We start from the raw sequence: 17,963 nt of genomic DNA on the forward strand, positions 1-17,963 counted from the left end.
ACAGCCACATGAAAAGGGCCGGATCTCTCCGGCCCTTTTTTTGACTGTCGCGGGTGATGGTCAGTCAGCCGGCGCGGCAACCTCGCCCTCGTTGTCGACCGGCGCATCCGGCTCGAACAGTGTCGTGCTGCCGGTTTCGCCACCCGGCTGGATGCTCCCGGTATCGGCACCGCTGCCATAGAGCTGATCCGGCAGCCAGAGTGCGATCTCCGGGAAGATGTACATCAGCACCATCGCCAGCAAGACGATGAAGACGAAGGGATAGATGCCCTTGAAGATGTCATCGATCGACAGCGATTTTGGCGCCACGCCCTTGCAGTAGAAGGCCGCCATCGCCACCGGTGGGGTGAGGAAGGAGGTCTGCAGGTTCAGCGCCACCAGGATGCCGAAGAACAGCGGATCGACACCGTAATGCTGCAGCAGCGGCAGGAAGATTGGCACGAAGATAATGATGATCTCGGTCCATTCCAGCGGCCAGCCCAGCAGGAAGATGATGAACTGGGCCAGGATCATGAACTGCGTGCCTGACAGATCGAGATAGTCGATCAGCGCGCGCACCACTTCATGGCCATTCAGATAGGCAAACACCGCCGAGAAGGTGGCCGAACCGACGAACAGCCAGCACACCATCGCCGCCGACCGGGCGGTCAGGTAGACCGATTCCGTCAGTTTGGCAAAGCTGAAGCTATTGTAGCTGATCGCCAGCACGATGGCGCCCGCGGCACCCACGGCGGCCGCTTCGGTCGGCGTTGCCAGGCCGAACAGGATGGCGCCCAGCACAGTGACGATCAGCAGGGCCAGCGGCAGGAAAGACGTTGCCAGAGCCCAGATCACCTTGCTGAGCGGCACATCGAGGATTTCCTTCGGCGGCTTGGGCGCCAGCGAGGGATTGATCACCGCACGACCGATCACATAGGCCATATACAGGCCAGCCAGCATCAGGCCCGGCAGGAAGGCGCCGGCATAGAGCTTGACCACCGACACACCCGCCGTGGCGCCGTACAGGATCAGCAACACGCTGGGTGGGATCAGAATGCCCAGACAGCCACCGGCGCAGACCACGCCAGCCGCCAGCTTGGGGTCATAGCCCGCGCGCAGCATGGCCGGCAGGGCCAGCAGGCTCATCAGCGTCACCACGGCGCCGACGATGCCGGTGGCCGTGGCAAACAGCGCGCAGGTCAGCAATGTCGCCACCGCCAGCGAGCCTGGCAGGTTTTTCGCTGCCAGCTCGATACTCAAGAATAATCGGTCCAGGATGTTCGCGCGTTCGACGATGTAGCCCATGAACAGGAATAGCGGCACGGATATCAGCACGTCATTGGCCATGACGCTGAAGGTGCGCTGCACGAAGAGTTCGAAGATATGGCTGCCCATGGCGTAGTAGCCGAAGCCGACGCCGATGGCCATGAGGGTGAAGGCGATGGGGAAGCCGAAGCCGATGGCGAACAGGAACACCACCAGCATCAGGATGCCGACCTGGGGATCCGTCATCACACCTTCTCCCCGTTGGCACCTTCAGTGCCATACTGCTTCTGCAACACCTGTTCCAGCTCCTCAACATCGCCCAGGCGGGGCGGCCAGTTTCCATTTTTGATGCAATAGATGCAGCGCAGCACCTCTGCGATGCCCTGGGCGATCAGCATCACGCCGGCAATCGGAATAATGGTCTTGAAGGGATAGATGATCGGGCCAGCCGGCGTGAACAGGCTGCGCTCCTTCACCGACCATGAATAGGCGGCATAGTCCCAGCCGATGTAGAACAGCGTGATGATGCCGGGAAAGAAGAACAGGAAATAGAGGATCAGGTCCGACTTGGCCTGGGTGCTCGGCTTCCAGTTGCGATAGATCCAGTCGCCGCGCACATGGCTGTTGCGGGCCAGCGTATAGGCGCCGGCCATCATGAACAGCGTGCCATAAAGGATGTAGGCCGCATCGAAAGCCCATTCCGTGGGCGCGCCCAGCACATAGCGGGCGAAGACCTCGTAGCTCGTCGCCGCCGTCAGCAGCAGGATGCACCAGCCGAATGCTTTGCCCAGCCAGGTGTTGATGGTGTCGATCCAGAAAACCAGCTTGTTATCCATGCGCGTCCCTGTTCCGCGTATTCCGCCTGTTTTATGCGGCGTTTATGCGTGTCCCACTTAAACGACGGGAACCGCCGGTCGCCCGGCGGTTCCCGCAAATACTCGACGTGCTTCGTATCAGCCCTTGCGATTGAAGAAATGGTTGTAAGCCACTTCCTTGCTCGGGTTGTTCAGCAGTTCGTAGCGCACCGTACGGCGCACCCAATCGATCTGCGACTTGCTGACCTTGGCGAAGAAGGATTCCTCGTTCTGCGCCTTCAGCACGACATCCCAGGCCTTGAGCTGCGCATCCTGTACCACGCGCGGCGTGCGGAAGACGCGCACCTTGTCCTTGGTCTGCATCTCGGCCAGGTCCTTCGAATAGCGGTCGAGCGCCTTCCACGACATATCGGCGGAAGAAGCCTCGGCAGCATATTTCAGGATCTGCTTCTGCTCAGCCGGCAGGCTGTCGTACTTGGTCTTGTTGAACAGGATTTCGAACATTTCTGCAGCCTGGTGATAGCTCTGCAGCATGTAGACCTTCGAAACGTCCGGGAAGCCCAGCACGCGATCTGACGACGGGTTGTTGAACTCGGCACCGTCGAGCAGGCCGCGATCCATCGCCGGCACGATTTCACCGCCGGCCACGATGGTGACGGCCGCGCCCATTTCCTTGAACAGATCGGCCGAAAGACCGACCGTGCGGTATTTCATACCCTTCAGGTCGTCGGCGGTCTTGATTTCCTTCTTGAACCAGCCGAGCGGCTGCGCCGGCATCGGGCCCGACATGAAGCCGACGAGGTTCAGCTTAAGGATGTCATGCATCAGCTCGTTATAGAGCTTGTAGCCACCGCCGTAGTTCATCCAGGCCATCACGCCGTTGGCATCCCAGCCATAGGGCGGCACGGTGCCGAACAGCGAAAAGGCCTTGTGCTTGCCATACCAGTAGGCCGACACGCCATGGCCGGCATCCAGCACGCCGCTATGCACGGCATCCTGCATGCCGAAGGCGGGCACCACCGAACCAGCGGCCAGCACGTCCAGCTTCAGGCGACCGCCCGAAAGATCGTTGACGCGGGTGGCGAAGTCGGAGGCCATCTCGTGGAAGATGTCCTTGGTCGGCCAGGTCGACTGGTATTTCAGCGTCACCGTCTGGGCCCGCGACACGCTCGGCATTGCCACGGTGGCAACGGCGGCGGCGCCAGCCAGACCGGCGCCACGCAGGAACTGGCGACGGCCGGGCTTCTTGGACGCGCCCGAGTTTTTGGACGCAATGGGGGTATCTTTACGCTCGGTCATCGTATCCTCCCAAGGATGTTTCGCCGGTTTCCGGCTGTGTTTTGATTCGGAATGTAAATCGAGCGTCGCCATCATTGGTCGTATACGTTGCTCGGAGCAAGAAAATTTTATGTGCGCGTTACGCCCTGCACTGCACCATTGGACAGACGTCAGCCGATTTGACCGTTTGCCGCCGATGGATCAGACTAAAGTCCAATAAAAAGAACCGGAGGAACACAAATGACCCCGCCCGCTGCCGCAGCCCTTCAGCCGGTTGCCGATATCCGCACACAGGTGTCGCCGGAAGAATGGCAGACCCGCACCGATCTTGCTGCCGCCTATCGCCTGGTGGCGCATTACGGCTGGGACGACCTGATTTTCACCCATATTTCCGCCCGGGTGCCGGGGCCGCAGGAGCATTTCCTGATCAACCCCTATGGCTGGATGTTCCACGAGATCACGGCCTCGTCGCTGGTGAAGGTGGATTTGGACGGCAATATCGTCTCGCCCACCGCCTACATCATCAATCCGGCCGGCTTCACCATCCATTCCGCCGTCCATGCCGCCCGTCACGATGTCGGCTGCGTGCTGCATCTGCATACCGGCGACGGCATCGCGGTTTCGGCCATGGCCGAGGGCCTGCTGCCGTTGAGCCAGACCGCCATGGTGGCGCTGAGCACACTGAGCTACCACGAGTTTGAAGGCATCGCGCTCAACCTCGATGAACGCGAGCGGCTGGTCGCCGATCTGGGCCAGAACAACCTGATGATCCTGCGCAACCACGGCACGCTGGCCTGCGGCAAAACCGTGGCCCAGGCCTTCCTTAACATCCACCTGCTGGAACGCGCCTGTCAGGCCCAGGTGCGCGCCATGAGCGGCGGCGCCAGGCTGCATCCGCCGCAGCCCGGCGTGCAGGAGATGGTGAAGCAGCAGGTCCAGGGCATGAAGATCGATGTCAGCGGCCTGGCCTGGGCCGGCCTGCTGCGGCTGCTGGATGCCAAGGACCCATCTTACAAGTCCTGAAGCCGCAGCAGCAGCGCATCGATATCGGCGGCACTGTGATACAGGCCGAAACCGATGCGCAGGCGGCGGCCGCGGTGATCGGTGATCACGCCGGCCTTTGACAGCCGCTGCTGCACGGCCTCGGCGTCATCGAGATCGAAGGTGAGGAAATTGCCGTGCGGCAGCTGCACCGGCAGCAGCAGTTGCTGCGCGGTCAGCGGCCCCTTCGGCAGGCCGGCAATGAAGCGGTGCTGCAGTTCGCGCACATGGTCATGGATCATGGCCACGGTGATGCCCTCGGCCTGCAGCCAGTCCTGCACCGCGCGGAAGCGGTACAGCCCCGAAGGATCGAAGGTGGCGCCCATGAAGCGCCAGCCATCGGCGGCATAGCCCACGCCGCCATCGCTGCTGCTCAGCGCCCCGAAAGCGGCATACCAGCCGGTATCGCGCGGCCGCGCGCCCCAGCCGGGCGGGCAATGCATGAAACAGGCGCCCTCGCCCGCCATGGCGTATTTGTAGCCGCCGGCCAGATAGAAGACCCGCGCGGCATGGGCCGACCAGTCGGTCGGCCGCGCCATGAAACCGTGATAGCCGTCCACCACCAGCATGGCTTCGCCGGCCGCGGCGACCAGCCGGTCGAAATCCTCCAGCGCGAAGCCGGAATTGAAAAACACCTGGCTGACATAGATCAGGTCATGGCCGATCAGCGCCGCTTCGGCAAAGCGCTCGGCGAAGCTCTCGAAGGGTTCGGTGGCGACCCGCTGCACCCGCGCCAGCCCCTCTTCCTCCATGCGGGCGATCTGCCGGCTGAAGGAATGGAATTCGCCATCGCTGGTGAGGATGCGGATGGCGCGGTTGGCCGGGAAACAGGACAGCAGCCGCTTCACCAGCTCATGGGTGTTGGGCGCAAAGACCAGGCTGGCCGGATCGGGCAGGCTCAGTTGCCGGGCGATATGACCCTGCACGCCCTGCAGCACCGGCCCCAGCACGGTCTCCCATTTGTCGTCGATCAGTTCTGCCGCCTGATCCCAGGCCAAGAGCTGGGCCGTGCGGCTGACATCGGGCCAGGGATGATGGCTGTGGGCGGCAAAATGCAGCCGGGCTGCATCGGCCCCGAGGAAATGCGTGAAATGCCGTTTCAGGTCGAGCAGGGCCATGCGCTTTCCATCTTCCCGTCTGTCAGGAAATATTTTAGGTTTAAAACGTTTCCGGGAGCAAGAACCATGACGACGGACGGCATCCAGACCGACTTCTCCGACCGCATGAGCTATGGCGACTACCTGCGGCTGGATACCCTGCTGGCGGCACAGCAGCCGTTGTCGGGCGAGCCCGACGAGCTGTTGTTCATCACCATCCACCAGGTCCAGGAGTTGTGGATGAAACTGCTGAATGCCGAGCTGGACCGGGCCATGGCCTGCATCCGCAGCGACGATCTCGGCCCCAGCTTCAAATGCCTGTCGCGCGTCTCGCGCATCCAGGTCCAGCTGATCCAGGCCTGGGACGTGCTGGCCACCATGACCCCGGCCGACTATCTGCGCTTCCGGCCGGCGCTGGGCTCGTCGTCCGGCTTCCAGTCCTGGCAGTACCGCCAGATCGAATTCAAGCTCGGCGCCAAGAATGCCCTGATGCTGAAACCGCATCAGCACCGCCTCGACATCCATGGCCCGCTGCTGGCCGCCTTCGAGGCACCGAGCCTCTATGACGAGGCCCTGCGGCTGCTGGCCCGGCGCGGCCTCGCCGTCCCCGATGACATCCTGAAGCGCGACGTGACCAAACCGCACCAGGCCGACGAGCGCGTCGACGCCGTCTGGGGCACCATCTACCGCGAGTCCGAGACCCATTTCGATCTCTACGAACTGGCCGAGGAACTGGTCGATGTGGAGGACAGCTTCCAGCAATGGCGCTTCCGCCACATGAAGACGGTGGAACGCATCATCGGCATGCGCCAGGGGACAGGCGGCAGCGCCGGTGTGGCTTACCTGAGACAGGCCCTGGAACGCAGCTTCTTCCCCGAACTCTGGTCGGTCAGGACCAAACTCTAGTAGGCCGTGAACAGCACCATGAAGGCCGAGACGGTGACGGTGGCGATCACCGTCGTCACCAGGATCGTGGATGACGCCCGCTGCACATAGGTATTCTGCTGGGTGGCGAGGATATAAACATTCGCCGCGGTCGGCATCGAGGCCTGGATCACCGCCACCGCCGTGAGGAACGGATCGAGCTTGAGCACGAAGGCCGCCAGCATCCAGACCATGATCGGATGCACCGCCAGCTTGCCGATGGCAGTGAGCGAGATCTGTTCCAGCCCTTCCGAGATCGGCCGGCCGACCAGCGTCAGACCGAGCGCGAACAGCGCGCAGGGCGCCGATGCATTGGCCAGCAGGTTGAGCAAGGTCTCCAACGGGCCGAACAGCGACAGCCCGGTCAGCCCCCAGAACAGGCCGGCGAAGGTGGAGATGATCAGCGGGTTGCGCGCCATGCCAATAGCGACGCGGCGGAAGATCGCGCCCAGCGAGGCCTGGCCGCCGTTGGAGCCTTCGATGATCGCCGTGGTCAGCGGGATCAGGATGATGTGGTCGAACACGATAATCAGTACGGCCGGCAGCACGGCGGCATCGCCGAACAGCGTCACCAGGATCGGGAGTCCCATGAAGCCGACATTACCGAAGGATGCGCCCATGCCCTGCACGGCGCGCTCGCCCCAGCTGATCGGGAACAGCAGGCGGCTCAAACCCACGGTGAAGGCCCAGGCGATCAGGCCACCGCCGGTATAGGCGGCGACGAATTTCGGATCGAAGGCCGTGAAGACCGGCGCCTGCGCCATCTTGATGAACAGCATCGCCGGCAGCGCGAACCAGATCACGAAGGCGTTCAGGCCGAGATAGGCCTGCGCGGTGATGATGCGGGTATAGCCGGCGGCATAGCCGACGAAGATCAGGCCGAAGAAGGGCAGCGAGACATTCAGCAGGGTTCCCATCGCGCCCTCTCCTCCGGCCTATTCCGCCGGTTGCGGCGTCACCAGCCGCTTGGCGAAGGCCTGCCGCACATTGTCCGGCATCGCGATGGACTTGCGGGCCTTGAGGTCGAACAGCACCGCGACGATCTCGGCGCGCGCCAGCGGCTGCTGCGTGTTGCTGTCGAGCAAGAAATGGCAGAACCGCCAGGTCTTCTCGCGCAGCTCCAGGATACCGGTGCACACCAGATAGGCGTCGCCAATATTGAGGGGGCGGAAATAGTCGATGGTGTAATCCAGCGCCGCCGAACCCAGACCCTGCCCGCGCATGCTGTCCGCCGTCATCTCGCCGCCGGCCAGCATGTTGCCGGCCGCCTGCGAGAACTGCGCCATATAGAAGCGCGTCGCCATGCGGCCGGTTTCTTCGGCCTCCCAGCGATCCACTGACCCGCGACAGGTTTCCTGCATGCCCTGCACCGGCAGCTCCGGCACCGGCGGGCCGGTCGGCAGTTCCGGCGCGGGTGGCGCCTGCAACTGTGCGCTCAGGCTTTCCGCCGCCTGCCGCACATCGGCGGGCAGCGCCAGCGGACCGCCGCCATCCAGACGGTCGAGAATCAGCAGGGCCTCACAGGTGGCCGACAGCGTGTTGGTCTCGGCCTCGTAGAGTTCATGACAGAGATGCAGGCGATCAGCGGCCACGCGGCGGATGCCGGTACGCAGGCGCAGCACCGCGCCTTCGTGATTCTCGCGCTTGAACTGGATGCGATGCCGTAGCGGGCGCACTGCCACCTTGTCGGCCTGGCGCCGCGTCGGGCCATAACCCAGCGACATCAGGAGCTGTTTCTCGGCTTCGGCAAACCGCGAGAGATAGAACTGCACGTTCAGATGCCCCATGCGGTCGCATTCCCAGGGCTGCACCGGCGAGCGTCCGGTCGGCACGAAGCCGTCTTCCACCGGCGGCAGCGCTTCCTGCACCGGCGCGGCATTGGCGTCGATCAGCACGCGCTTGAAGCCCGCCTGCAGGTCGGCCGGCAAAGCCACGGACTTGCGCTGGACCAGATCGAAGCACAGGGCCAGCACATCGGCCTGCATGCAGAGCGCACCGGTCTCCACATTGTAGACGCGATGGTGGAACTTGATCTTCTTGCCCTCGGCCAGGGTCACGCCGCTTTCCATGCGGATCAGGTCGCCCGCATGCAGCTCGTTGACGAACCGGGTCTCGGCATTGACGGCGGCAATGCCCAGCTTGTGGACCTTGAAGGCCTCCTGGCCGAAACCGGCCGCCAGCATCACGCTGGCCGCCGCATCGCTGATGCGGGCGGTATAGAACTGCACGTTCATATGACCGTACTGGTCGCATTCCCAGGCGGCGACAGAACCGCGGAAGGTTTCGCGGAAATTGCTCACGGCAGACTCTCTGAAATGGAACCGGAAGAACGCAGGGCGGGCCTCTATGTTCGCCGCTCAGGGCCCGGCGCGCAACCGCCCGATCAGGTGATCCACATGGCGGCGCACCACGGCTTCGCCGGTATCGCCCAGCACCTTAAGCCGCCCGGTGGTTTCCAGCATCAGGGCGCCGCCGACGGCCGCCACCAGCGATACGGTTTCCGCCCGCACCGCTTCCGGATCCAGCTTGCTCAGACGCTGCATGGCATCGCCCAGCACGGTATAGCCCTGGATCATCCGCCCGTTGAGCAGGCGGTCCAGCTCCGGCGTCAGGCTGGTGGGACGGAAGCCCTGACCCAGGTAGAGGCCGAGATAGAGGTCATCGGGACGTCGACGGTAGAAGTCATAGAACGCCAGCGCCCCGGCCATCAGCTGCTCATCGGCGGCGGCCTTCGCCACCGCTTCGCGCAGATGTTTGTGCAGGTCGGCCAGCGATCCCGCCAGCAGGTCGGCATAAAGCGCCTCCTTGCTGGGATAATGCAGATACACCGTGCCGACGGCGACCCCGACTTCGGCGGCGATGGCGCGCAGCGTCGTGCCATCCAGCCCGTCGCGGGCAAACAGCACACGCGCCGCCGTCAGGATGGCATCGCGCTTGAAGGCGCGGACGGCATCGCGCCGCCCGCTTTTCTTCTTTTCGCTTATCGCGGCGGTTTCAGCGGGCATTTTTCCAGGCCAGCGGATCGCCGCCATCACGTTCCTTCACGGCGGCCTTGAAACCGATCTGCTCGCAGCGCGCCTTGAAAGCGACGCCCTCGGGCGAATGCCGCGTGATGCCATCGAACAGCGTCGCCAGCGTCTGCGTCGAATTCAGGCCCATATTGTCATAGGCCTGGTTGATCATCATTTTCTGCATCATCAGCTGGTTCTTCGGCACGCTGGCCATGCGTGCCACCAGCGCTTCCACATGATCGTCCAGTGCGGCCTCGGGCACCGTGTCGATCACCAGGCCGTAGTCCTTGGCCGTGCGACCATCGATGAGATCGCCGGTCAGCAGCATGCGCTTGGCCTTCTCGGCGCCCAGGCGATAGACCCACATGGCCGTTGTCGGGCAGCCCCAGATGCGCGCCGGCGGATAGCCGATCTTCGCATCCTCGGCCATCACCACCAGATCGCAGCACAGCGCGATGTCGCTGCCGCCTGCCACGGCGAAGCCGCGCACCTTGGCCACCACCGGTTTCAGCGAGCGCCACAGGCTCATGAAGCAGTCGGTCGAATGCCGCATCCACTGGTAATCCACCAGCGGATCCCAGGGCATGTCCTGGCTGCCTTTCACCGGGCGGGGCTTCTCGGCGTATTCCTTGAGGTCGTAGCCGGCGCAGAAGGCGCGCCCGGCGCCGGTCAGCAGGATCACATGCACATCGTCATCCTGGTTGGCGCGCTCCACGGCGGCGCGCAGCGCATCCGGCGTGTCCTCATGGATGGCGTTCAGGTGTTCGGGACGATTGAGCGTGATGCGGGCGACGCGGCCGTCGCGCTCATACAGGACGATGGGCTCTTTTTTGGCGGGTTCCTGGCTCATGGTTTCCTCCGTTTCTGGAGAAAACCATATCACCGTTCATAAAAATGAACAATGTTCATAATTTCAGCTCACGATACCGCGCACCGGGCAAGGGATTGTCGTAATAGGCCGGAATATCGCCAAAACCCAAGGTGTCGTAGATGCGATTGGCCGCCACCATCGAGGGGAAGGTATCCAGCCGGATCGCCCGGTAGCCCAGACGCCGGGCCTCGGCAATCACGGCATCGGCCAGGCGCCGGCCCAGATTCTGGCCGCGGCCTTCCGGTGCGATATAGAGCCGTTTCATCTCGGCGATCCCGTCGCCCAGGTCGCGCAGGCCGACGACGCCCACGGGATCGGCGCCGAGACGACCGAGCAGCAGGGCGCCCTTTTCTGCCGGCGCATATTTGCCCGGCAGCCCCGCCAGTTCTTCGTCGAAGCCCTGGAAGCAAAGGCTGAAATCCAGCGACTCGGCATAGGCGGTGAACAGCCGGCGCACCGCGACCATATCGGCCGGGCCGGCAGCGGGAGAGATGGTGGCGTCTGGCGAGTCGGTCATAGGCCTATCAGACAGGAAAAAGGGCGCGGTGCTCAACAGGGGACAGCACCGCGCCCGACCGGCTTGCACCGGTTTCCGGCGATTATCGGGGCAACCGCCGAAACTGAACCTTGTTCGCTGGCCTCAAAGCGTAACCGTACCTTCCAGGAAGGGCTTGGCCGTGCCGGCCATATGCAGGCGCTCACCCTCCAGCCGGCAATGCAGCGTGCCGCCGCGCGCCGAAGCCTGATAGGCCGTGATTTCTGTCTTCCCCAGCTTCGCGGCCCAATAAGGCACGATGCTGCAATGGGCCGAGCCGGTGACCGGATCTTCCGGGATGCCCTTCGCCGGCGCGAAGAAGCGCGAGACGCAGTCGATGCCGGGCTTGTCGCCGGGTGCGGTGACGATGACGGCGAATTTGTCGATCTTCATCAGTGCCATCATGTCGGGCTTCATGGCACGGACTTTCGCCGCGTCGTCATAGACCAGCAGATAGTCGCGCGCCGCCAGCACTTCGACGGGCGTCACACCCATGGCTTCCACCACACCAGGACCGGGCGTCACCGGCTGGGCCGGACGGATCGGGAAATCCAGCGACAAACGACGGCTAGCATCGTCCTGGGTCACGGTGAGCGTGCCGCTTTTGGTATAGAAATCGACATGCCGGCGCGACGACTGCAGCCGGTTGAACAGTACCCAGGCACTGGCCAGAGTCGCATGGCCGCAAAGATCCACCTCCACTTCCGGTGTGAACCAGCGCAGGCGGAAGCCGTCATTCTCAGGCACGAAGAAAGCGGTCTCGGCCACATTGTTCTCGGCGGCGATGTTCTGCATCACATCGTCGGGCAGCCAGCTTTCCAGCGGCATCACCGCGGCCGGATTACCCTTGAACACCGCATCGGCGAAGGCATCGACCTGATAGATCGGCAGTTTCATCGCAAGCTTCCTTACACGAACAGCAGCAGGGCGGAGAGCAGGGTCAGGCCCGCCATCAGCAGATTGAACACCAGCCGGGCGCGCGCATCGGTGAGGAAGCGGCCGATGCCCACGCCGAACAGCGCCCACAGCGAAACACAGGGCAGATTGATAAGGGTGAAGATCGCCGCGATCAGCGCCAGCTCGATGCCATAGTCGCCGCCCGGCGTGGTGAAGGCGGCGATCGCACCCACCGCCATCATCCAGGCCTTCGGATTGACATACTGGAACAGTGCCGCCTCGTGGAACCGCATGGGACGCGCTTGGCTCATCGTGTCGGCAGCGCCGGCACGGGCCAGTTGCCAGGCCAGCCAGACCAGATAAGCGGCGCCGACGATTTTCAGCGCGCCATGCAGCCAGGGCGTGGCAGCAACCAGCGCGCCGACACCAAGACCGGAAACGATAATGAGAGAGAGAAAGCCGATGCTGATGCCCAGCATATGCGGCACGCTGCGGCGGAAACCGAAATTGGCGCCCGACGCGGTGAGCAGGATGTTGTTCGGGCCCGGCGTGATCGAGGTGACCGCGGCGAAGATCGCCAGCGGGGCCAGCAGGAACACGGAATCAGGCGGAACAGCGGACATGGATGGCCTGGGAAAAGCCGGCGTCGCGGCGGGCAACTATGCCGCGCGACGCCGGCAGCCGGGGGGCTTAAGCGTAGAACCGGGACTTGTTATCGAAGCCACACCGGTTTGCGGGTTTCCGCATGCACATCGGCACGGGTCAGCCCGACATCTTTCAGAATCTCAGGCGGCAGGGCTTCCAGGTCGGACCGTTCACGGGCCTGGCGCTGCCAGTCGAGCAGCATCAGCACCACCGACGTCGCGCCCTGGGCGCTGACAGTCACAGTGCGGTCGATAACCCGGCCGATCGTGCTGCCCGCGCGTTCGACCGGGCCAATTTCGGAAGGCCGGTCGATTGTACTGGTCCAATTTGTCATGACACGCTCCATTGTTTGTATCAATTCTAATGATTGAACCCGGTCAATCCGGGTGATTGCGATAATTGATTGACTCACTCATTGAGTCAATGGCAGTATTGTCACCATGACAATGTGGATCCCCAATCTCGAACAGTTCCCCGGCCCGCGCTACCAGGCGCTGGCCTCGGCCATCGAAGCTGCGGTCCAGACCGGCGAACTGCCGGTCGGCGCCAAGCTGCCGCCCCAGCGCAACCTCGCCTGGAAGCTCGGCGTCACCGTCGGCACCGTCAGTCGTGGCTATATGCTGGCCGAGCAGAAGGGCCTGCTCTCAGGCGAAGTCGGACGCGGCACTTTCGTGAAGCCGATCGACAGCATGACCAACAGCCCGTCGCCGATGACCGGCCCCATGCTGGGCAGCAGCGAGATCATCGCGCCCGAGCAGATGGAGATCGCCCGTCTCGGCACGCCGGGCGTGATCGAACTGTCGCGCAACGAACCCTCCCTGCCCGATTACGAAGACCTGCTGCGGCGGTCGCTGCAGAAGCTGTCGGCCAAGCGCGGCCTGCAGAACCTGCTCGGCTACAGCCGCACGCTGGGTGACCCGGCCCATCGCGTCGCCGCCGCCCAGTGGATCGCCCGCACCGGGCTGGTGGTCGCGCCGGAACAGGTGATCGCCACCGCCGGTGCCCAGCAGGCGCTGGCCATCGTCATCACCGCGATGACCATGCCGAACGAGATCATGCTGGTGGAAGCGCTGACCTATGGCGGCGTACACGAGAACGCCCAGCAGCGCCCGATCCGCATGGAAGGCGTGGCGATGGACGACGAGGGCATGATCCCCGAGGCGCTGGCCGAGGCCGCGCGCCGCACCGGCAGCCGTCTGGTGCTGATCCAGCCCACCATCCATAATCCGACAACCGTGATGATGGGTGCCGAACGCCGCGCTGCCATCGTCGCCGTCGCGCGCAAATACGACCTCACCATCATCGAGGACGATGTCTACGGCTTCCTGGTGCGCGAACGGCCGCTGCCGGTGGCGTCGCTGGCGCCGGAACGCACCATCTACATCACCAGTGCCTCGAAATGCATGGCGCCCGGCCTGCGCGTGGGCTGGATCGCCGCGCCGCCGGCGCTGATCGAGCGGTTCACCGATGCCCTGCATGCCATCGCGGTCAACAATCCGCGCATGAACCAGGAGATCGTGCGGCAATGGATCGAGGACGGCACCGCCGCCGCCCTGGTCGAACGCCTGCGCGAGGAAGCCGCGATCCGCAACGCCATGGCGGTTGAGGCTTTCGAGGGCCTGACGCTGCGCAGCAATCCGGCCAGCCTGCACTGCTATCTGGAACTGCCCGCGCCGTGGAAACCCAATGCCTTCACCAACCAGGCGCTGGGCCAGGGCGTGCGGATCGCCAGCTGCACATCCTTCCTGCTCGATACCCGGCCCAATCCGGCGCCCTGGGTGCGCATCTCGCTGGCGCCCTCGCCCGACCGGCGCGATATTGCCGAAGGCCTGCGCCGCCTGCGCAGCCTGATCGAGCGTGGCCCGGAAGCCCGCCAGGCCATCGTCTAGTCCGGAGTTCCTGTGACCATCCTGCTGTATCTGGCGCCGATCGCCATCGTGATCGGGCTGGTGGCGACCGGCCGCGTCTCGCTGATCAAGGCGAGCCTCGCCGGCCTGATCGCCACCCTGCCCGCTGCCATCGTGGCGCTGCACGGACAGCAGCCGCTGCTGCCCTTCTTCGCGCTGGAAAGCCTGAAGGGCGCCTGGCTGGCCTGGCATGCGATCGCCGTCACCTTCGCCGGCCTCACCGTGCATCACGTGATCCTGGCCGCCGCGCCGCCGGCGGCAGAGGCCGCGACGCCGAAGGTCGCCGTCTCGCGGCATCGCCAGGCCTATTTCCTCTGCTTCATCGCCAGTGGCCTGATCGAGACCGCCATCGGTTTCGGCGTCGGCTATGCGCTGGCCATTCATGGCCTGCTGCGCCTGGGCGTCGCGCCGCTGCCCGCCATCGCCATGGGCGTGCTGAGCCAGCTGCTGGTGCCCTGGGGCGGGCTGGGCATCGGCACGCTGATCGGGGCCGCATTAGGCCATCTGCCGCTGCAGACCTTCGGGCTCTACAGCGCCAGCCTGATGCCGGGCTTCCTGGTCGTGCTGCTCGGCTGGTTCTGGTGGTGGTCGCAGCGCCTGCAGCTCGGCCTCACGGCGAAAAACATGGCGCTGGATCTGGCCTGGACCGTGGCGCTGCTCGGCCTGCTGTGGCTCGGCAACCGCTATGCCTCGGTGGATACCGCGGGCCTGATCGCCACCGCGCCGTTGCTGGCGCTGGGCTATGCGCTCGATCCGAACCGGCCGACGCCGCAGCGCATGCTGCGCATCGCCGCGCCCTATCTGCTGCTGCTCACCGTGCTGCTGTCGACCCGGCTGATCGCGCCGCTGTCGCATCTGCTGCAGAGTCACGGCGTGGCGCAGCCCTTTGCCGACATGCCGGCTTTCCCCTGGCTCTACCAGGCCGGCGTGATGCTGCTGCTGACGGCCCTGGTCTATGGCGCGGTCATGCTGAAGCCGCAGCAGTGGCCCGTCATCATGGCGCAGAGCTGGAAGGCCGGCCGCATCGCCATGGGCACCACGCTGATCTTCCTGGTGATGGCGCGGCTGATGGCCGCCAGCGGCATTCCCGCAGAACTGGCGACCGCCTGGCAATCTGTGGCCGGCGAACAGGCCCTGCTGGCGACGCCGCTGTTTGCCGCCATCGCCGGCGGACTCACCGGCAGCAACACGGCATCGAACAGCCTGATGCTGCCGCTGCAGGCGGCACTGGCCGGCTCGGCCGGAGCGAATGTCGTCTGGGTCAGCGCCCTGCAGAACGTGACCGGCAGCCTGTTCACGCCCTTCTTCCCGGGCAAGATCGCCATGGCCTGCGCCTTTGCCGGCATCGCCGGCGCCGAGCGCCAGACCTATCGCGTGGTGATCGCGCTGGCGCCGCTGCTGCTGATCGTGGCCGTGCTGCTGACGCTGCTGCTTTAAACTTTTATCCGCGTGATGGTATGCGCGTGGTTGAGCGGGCCGTGGCCATGGCCGAAGCCCGGCGCGGTCTCGATGGCGCGACGCACATAGGCGCGCGCTTCGGTGACGGCATCCTTCAGCGACAGGCCGAAGGCCAGCCCGGTGGCAATCGCCGAGGCCAGCGTGCAGCCGGTGCCATGGGTGGAGGTGGTCTGCAGCCGCGTATCGGTGAAGGCCGTGACCCGCGCGCCTTCCTGCAGCAGATCGACCAGCCGGTCGCCGTCGAGATGGCCGCCCTTCAGCAGCACGGCCTGGGGTCCGAGCCGCAGCAGCGCTTCCGCCGCCGCCGCCATGTCGGACTCGGCCTCGACGGTCAGGCCCGACAGCACGGCGGCCTCGGGCAGGTTCGGCGTGATCAGGGTGGCGCGCGGAATCAGCTTGGTGCGCAGCGCATCGGCCGCCGAAGGCTGCAGCAGCGAGGCACCGCCCTTGGCCACCATCACCGGATCGACGACCAGCGGAATATCCGGGGCATAGCGTTCGAGCGCATCGACCACGGCTTCGATGATGTCGGCGCGATGCAGCATGCCGGTCTTGATCGCATCGGCGCCGATATCCTGCAGCACGACCTTCAGCTGTAATGCAATGAACGCGGCCGGCACATCGAAGATGTCATGGACCGTGCGGGTATCCTGGGCGGTCAGCGCCGTGATGGCGGTGGCAGCATAGCCGCCCAGCGCCGTCACCGCCTTGATATCGGCCTGGATGCCGGCGCCGCCGCCGGAATCAGATCCGGCGATGATGAGAACGCGGCCTTTTTTCGCTGCCGAAGGCGCGACGTTCATGCCGCCTGTTCCAGCGCGGTGACGATATCGTCGACCACGGTCTGCACCAGCGTCTCGTCCTCGCCTTCGGCCATCACGCGGATCAGCGGTTCGGTGCCGCTGGCGCGAATGACCAGACGCCCGCTCTTGCCCAGACGCTTCTCGCCGGCATCGATGGCCGACTTCACCGTCGCCTGCTCCAGCGGCGCACCGCCGGCATGGCGCACGTTGCGCAGCAGCTGCGGATAGGGTGTGAAGCGGCGACAGAATTCGCTGGCCGGCTTGCCGGATTCACAGAGCGCCGCCAGAACCTGCAGGGCGGCGACGATGCCGTCACCGGTGGTGGCGAAATCCGACAGGATGATATGGCCCGACTGTTCGCCGCCGAGATTGTAGCCCTCGCCGCGCATGGCCTCGAGCACATAGCGGTCGCCGACCTTGGTGCGGATCAGCTCGACGCCGATGCTGTTGACGAACCGCTCCAGGCCCAGATTGGACATCACGGTGGCGACCAGGCCGCCCTTTTCCAGGCGGCCCTGGCGCAGCCAGCTTTCGGCGATCACCGCCATCAGCTGGTCGCCGTCGATCACCTGGCCGCGCTCGTCCACCATCACCAGACGGTCGGCATCGCCATCCAGCGCCACGCCGACATGGGCGCCATGGGCGACCACGGCTTCCTGCAGGGCGCGCGGATGGGTGGAGCCGCAGTCGCGGTTGATGTTGAAGCCGTCGGGTTTGACGCCGACCGGGATCACCTCGGCCTCGAGTTCCCACAGCACGGCGGGCGCCACCTTGTAGGCGGCGCCGTTGGCGCAGTCGATCACGACTTTGAGGCCGGCGAGCGTGCGGCCCTTGGGCAGCGTCGCCTTGGCGAATTCCACGTAACGGCCACCGGCATCGTCGAGGCGGCGGGCGCGGCCGAGCTTGGACGCATCGGCCAGCGCCGGATCGGCATCGCCGAGGATCATCGCCTCGATCTCGGCCTCGGCGCCATCCGACAGCTTGTAGCCATCGGGACCGAACAATTTGATGCCGTTATCGTGGAAAGGATTGTGCGAGGCAGAAATCATCACGCCGAGATCGCAGCGCAGCGCCCGCGTCAGCATCGCCACGGCGGGCGTCGGCATCGGGCCGACCTGGAAGACGTCCATGCCGACAGCGGTGAAGCCGGCGACCAGCGCCGGTTCGAGCATGTAACCCGAGAGCCGCGTGTCCTTGCCGATCAGCACGCGATGGCGATGGTCGCCGCGGGTGAAGAACGCGCCGGCGGCCATGCCGACTTTCAGCGCGGTGGCGGCCGTCATCGGCTCGGTATTGGCCAGGCCGCGGATGCCGTCGGTGCCGAAGAATTTGCGGGTCATGCGACTCGGGTCCCGTTACGAATTTGCTGCGGCGGACTATGCCACAGACCATTCAGAAACGGCAGCGTTTACGCAGCGAATCCGCAGCCTGGCCTG

At 64.8% G+C, this 17,963-nt stretch carries 18 protein-coding genes; 4 read left to right on the forward strand and 14 right to left on the reverse strand.

The window, feature by feature from the left end; translation table 11 throughout:
• Positions 1–60: 60 nt before the first annotated feature.
• From AC1ROB_RS18605 to AC1ROB_RS18615, 3 genes are all read right to left on the reverse strand, one after another.
• Positions 61–1,491 (reverse strand): TRAP transporter large permease, encoded by a 1,431-nt coding sequence (locus AC1ROB_RS18605; protein WP_492969619.1) that lies wholly within the window; start codon positions 1,489–1,491, stop codon positions 61–63.
• Entirely contained in the window at positions 1,491–2,081 is a 591-nt protein-coding gene (locus AC1ROB_RS18610) for a TRAP transporter small permease subunit (RefSeq protein ID WP_492969618.1), read from the reverse strand. Before AC1ROB_RS18610 ends, AC1ROB_RS18605 begins: the two co-directional genes overlap by 1 nt.
• A gap of 117 nt (positions 2,082–2,198) precedes the next feature.
• Positions 2,199–3,359, reverse strand: a complete 1,161-nt coding sequence (locus tag AC1ROB_RS18615; RefSeq protein ID WP_492969617.1) for a TRAP transporter substrate-binding protein — start codon at positions 3,357–3,359, stop codon at positions 2,199–2,201.
• A gap of 219 nt (positions 3,360–3,578) precedes the next feature.
• On the opposite strand from AC1ROB_RS18615, the gene AC1ROB_RS18620 reads away from it, so the two are divergent.
• Positions 3,579–4,361, forward strand: coding sequence for a class II aldolase/adducin family protein (locus tag AC1ROB_RS18620; protein ID WP_492969616.1), 783 nt, complete (start codon positions 3,579–3,581; stop codon positions 4,359–4,361).
• On the opposite strand, the gene AC1ROB_RS18625 is transcribed toward AC1ROB_RS18620, so the two are convergent.
• Positions 4,349–5,497 (reverse strand): aminotransferase class V-fold PLP-dependent enzyme, encoded by a 1,149-nt coding sequence (locus tag AC1ROB_RS18625; protein ID WP_492969615.1) that lies wholly within the window; start codon positions 5,495–5,497, stop codon positions 4,349–4,351. The genes AC1ROB_RS18620 and AC1ROB_RS18625 overlap by 13 nt on opposite strands.
• A gap of 66 nt (positions 5,498–5,563) precedes the next feature.
• On the opposite strand from AC1ROB_RS18625, the gene kynA reads away from it, so the two are divergent.
• On the forward strand, positions 5,564–6,382 hold the full coding sequence (gene kynA / locus AC1ROB_RS18630; RefSeq protein WP_492969614.1) for a tryptophan 2,3-dioxygenase: 819 nt from the start codon (positions 5,564–5,566) through the stop codon (positions 6,380–6,382).
• On the opposite strand, the gene AC1ROB_RS18635 is transcribed toward kynA, so the two are convergent.
• The 8 genes from AC1ROB_RS18635 to AC1ROB_RS18670 all read right to left on the reverse strand — a co-directional run bounded on the left by AC1ROB_RS18635 (position 6,379) and on the right by AC1ROB_RS18670 (position 12,693).
• Positions 6,379–7,317, reverse strand: a complete 939-nt coding sequence (locus AC1ROB_RS18635) for an AEC family transporter (RefSeq protein WP_492969613.1) — start codon at positions 7,315–7,317, stop codon at positions 6,379–6,381. The genes kynA and AC1ROB_RS18635 overlap by 4 nt on opposite strands.
• Positions 7,318–7,335: 18 nt before the next feature.
• Positions 7,336–8,700, reverse strand: a complete 1,365-nt coding sequence (locus AC1ROB_RS18640; protein ID WP_492969612.1) for an acyl-CoA thioesterase — start codon at positions 8,698–8,700, stop codon at positions 7,336–7,338.
• 57 nt (positions 8,701–8,757) lie between these two features.
• On the reverse strand, positions 8,758–9,405 hold the full coding sequence (locus AC1ROB_RS18645; RefSeq protein ID WP_492969611.1) for a TetR/AcrR family transcriptional regulator: 648 nt from the start codon (positions 9,403–9,405) through the stop codon (positions 8,758–8,760).
• Positions 9,395–10,261: a crotonase/enoyl-CoA hydratase family protein gene (locus AC1ROB_RS18650; protein ID WP_492969610.1), complete on the reverse strand. Its 867-nt coding sequence runs from the start codon at positions 10,259–10,261 to the stop codon at positions 9,395–9,397. The genes AC1ROB_RS18645 and AC1ROB_RS18650 overlap by 11 nt, the downstream gene beginning before the upstream one ends.
• 55 nt (positions 10,262–10,316) lie before the next feature.
• Positions 10,317–10,799 (reverse strand): GNAT family N-acetyltransferase, encoded by a 483-nt coding sequence (locus AC1ROB_RS18655; RefSeq protein ID WP_492969609.1) that lies wholly within the window; start codon positions 10,797–10,799, stop codon positions 10,317–10,319.
• A gap of 123 nt (positions 10,800–10,922) precedes the next feature.
• Positions 10,923–11,714, reverse strand: coding sequence for a PhzF family phenazine biosynthesis protein (locus tag AC1ROB_RS18660; protein WP_492969608.1), 792 nt, complete (start codon positions 11,712–11,714; stop codon positions 10,923–10,925).
• An 11-nt stretch (positions 11,715–11,725) separates the two neighbouring features.
• A complete protein-coding gene (locus AC1ROB_RS18665) occupies positions 11,726–12,337 on the reverse strand; it encodes a LysE family translocator (RefSeq protein WP_492969607.1) in 612 nt (203 codons plus the stop codon).
• A gap of 89 nt (positions 12,338–12,426) precedes the next feature.
• Entirely contained in the window at positions 12,427–12,693 is a 267-nt protein-coding gene (locus AC1ROB_RS18670; RefSeq protein WP_492969606.1) for a DUF1127 domain-containing protein, read from the reverse strand.
• Between the two features lie 106 nt (positions 12,694–12,799).
• Between AC1ROB_RS18670 and AC1ROB_RS18675 the strand changes: the two genes are divergently transcribed.
• Positions 12,800–14,248: an aminotransferase-like domain-containing protein gene (locus AC1ROB_RS18675; protein WP_492969605.1), complete on the forward strand. Its 1,449-nt coding sequence runs from the start codon at positions 12,800–12,802 to the stop codon at positions 14,246–14,248.
• Between the two features lie 12 nt (positions 14,249–14,260).
• Entirely contained in the window at positions 14,261–15,703 is a 1,443-nt protein-coding gene (locus tag AC1ROB_RS18680; protein WP_492969604.1) for an L-lactate permease, read from the forward strand.
• Here AC1ROB_RS18680 and thiD read toward each other — a convergent pair.
• Positions 15,700–16,527, reverse strand: a complete 828-nt coding sequence (thiD, locus tag AC1ROB_RS18685; protein ID WP_492969603.1) for a bifunctional hydroxymethylpyrimidine kinase/phosphomethylpyrimidine kinase — start codon at positions 16,525–16,527, stop codon at positions 15,700–15,702. The genes AC1ROB_RS18680 and thiD overlap by 4 nt on opposite strands.
• Entirely contained in the window at positions 16,524–17,867 is a 1,344-nt protein-coding gene (gene glmM / locus AC1ROB_RS18690) for a phosphoglucosamine mutase (protein ID WP_492969602.1), read from the reverse strand. Before glmM ends, thiD begins: the two co-directional genes overlap by 4 nt.
• Between the last annotated feature and the right edge of the window lie 96 nt (positions 17,868–17,963).

This window comes from Ferrovibrio sp. GW821-FHT12F09 (genome assembly GCF_058806775.1).

Coding starts and splice junctions, on each gene's coding strand:
- AC1ROB_RS18605 (WP_492969619.1), bottom strand. CDS start 1,491: ATGACGGATCCCCAGGTCGGCATCCTGATGCTGGTGGTGTTCCTGTTC.
- AC1ROB_RS18610 (WP_492969618.1), bottom strand. CDS start 2,081: ATGGATAACAAGCTGGTTTTCTGGATCGACACCATCAACACCTGGCTG.
- AC1ROB_RS18615 (WP_492969617.1), bottom strand. CDS start 3,359: ATGACCGAGCGTAAAGATACCCCCATTGCGTCCAAAAACTCGGGCGCG.
- AC1ROB_RS18620 (WP_492969616.1), top strand. CDS start 3,579: ATGACCCCGCCCGCTGCCGCAGCCCTTCAGCCGGTTGCCGATATCCGC.
- AC1ROB_RS18625 (WP_492969615.1), bottom strand. CDS start 5,497: ATGGCCCTGCTCGACCTGAAACGGCATTTCACGCATTTCCTCGGGGCC.
- kynA (WP_492969614.1), top strand. CDS start 5,564: ATGACGACGGACGGCATCCAGACCGACTTCTCCGACCGCATGAGCTAT.
- AC1ROB_RS18635 (WP_492969613.1), bottom strand. CDS start 7,317: ATGGGAACCCTGCTGAATGTCTCGCTGCCCTTCTTCGGCCTGATCTTC.
- AC1ROB_RS18645 (WP_492969611.1), bottom strand. CDS start 9,405: ATGCCCGCTGAAACCGCCGCGATAAGCGAAAAGAAGAAAAGCGGGCGG.
- AC1ROB_RS18650 (WP_492969610.1), bottom strand. CDS start 10,261: ATGAGCCAGGAACCCGCCAAAAAAGAGCCCATCGTCCTGTATGAGCGC.
- AC1ROB_RS18655 (WP_492969609.1), bottom strand. CDS start 10,799: ATGACCGACTCGCCAGACGCCACCATCTCTCCCGCTGCCGGCCCGGCC.
- AC1ROB_RS18660 (WP_492969608.1), bottom strand. CDS start 11,714: ATGAAACTGCCGATCTATCAGGTCGATGCCTTCGCCGATGCGGTGTTC.
- AC1ROB_RS18665 (WP_492969607.1), bottom strand. CDS start 12,337: ATGTCCGCTGTTCCGCCTGATTCCGTGTTCCTGCTGGCCCCGCTGGCG.
- AC1ROB_RS18670 (WP_492969606.1), bottom strand. CDS start 12,693: ATGACAAATTGGACCAGTACAATCGACCGGCCTTCCGAAATTGGCCCG.
- AC1ROB_RS18675 (WP_492969605.1), top strand. CDS start 12,800: ATGACAATGTGGATCCCCAATCTCGAACAGTTCCCCGGCCCGCGCTAC.
- thiD (WP_492969603.1), bottom strand. CDS start 16,527: ATGAACGTCGCGCCTTCGGCAGCGAAAAAAGGCCGCGTTCTCATCATC.
- glmM (WP_492969602.1), bottom strand. CDS start 17,867: ATGACCCGCAAATTCTTCGGCACCGACGGCATCCGCGGCCTGGCCAAT.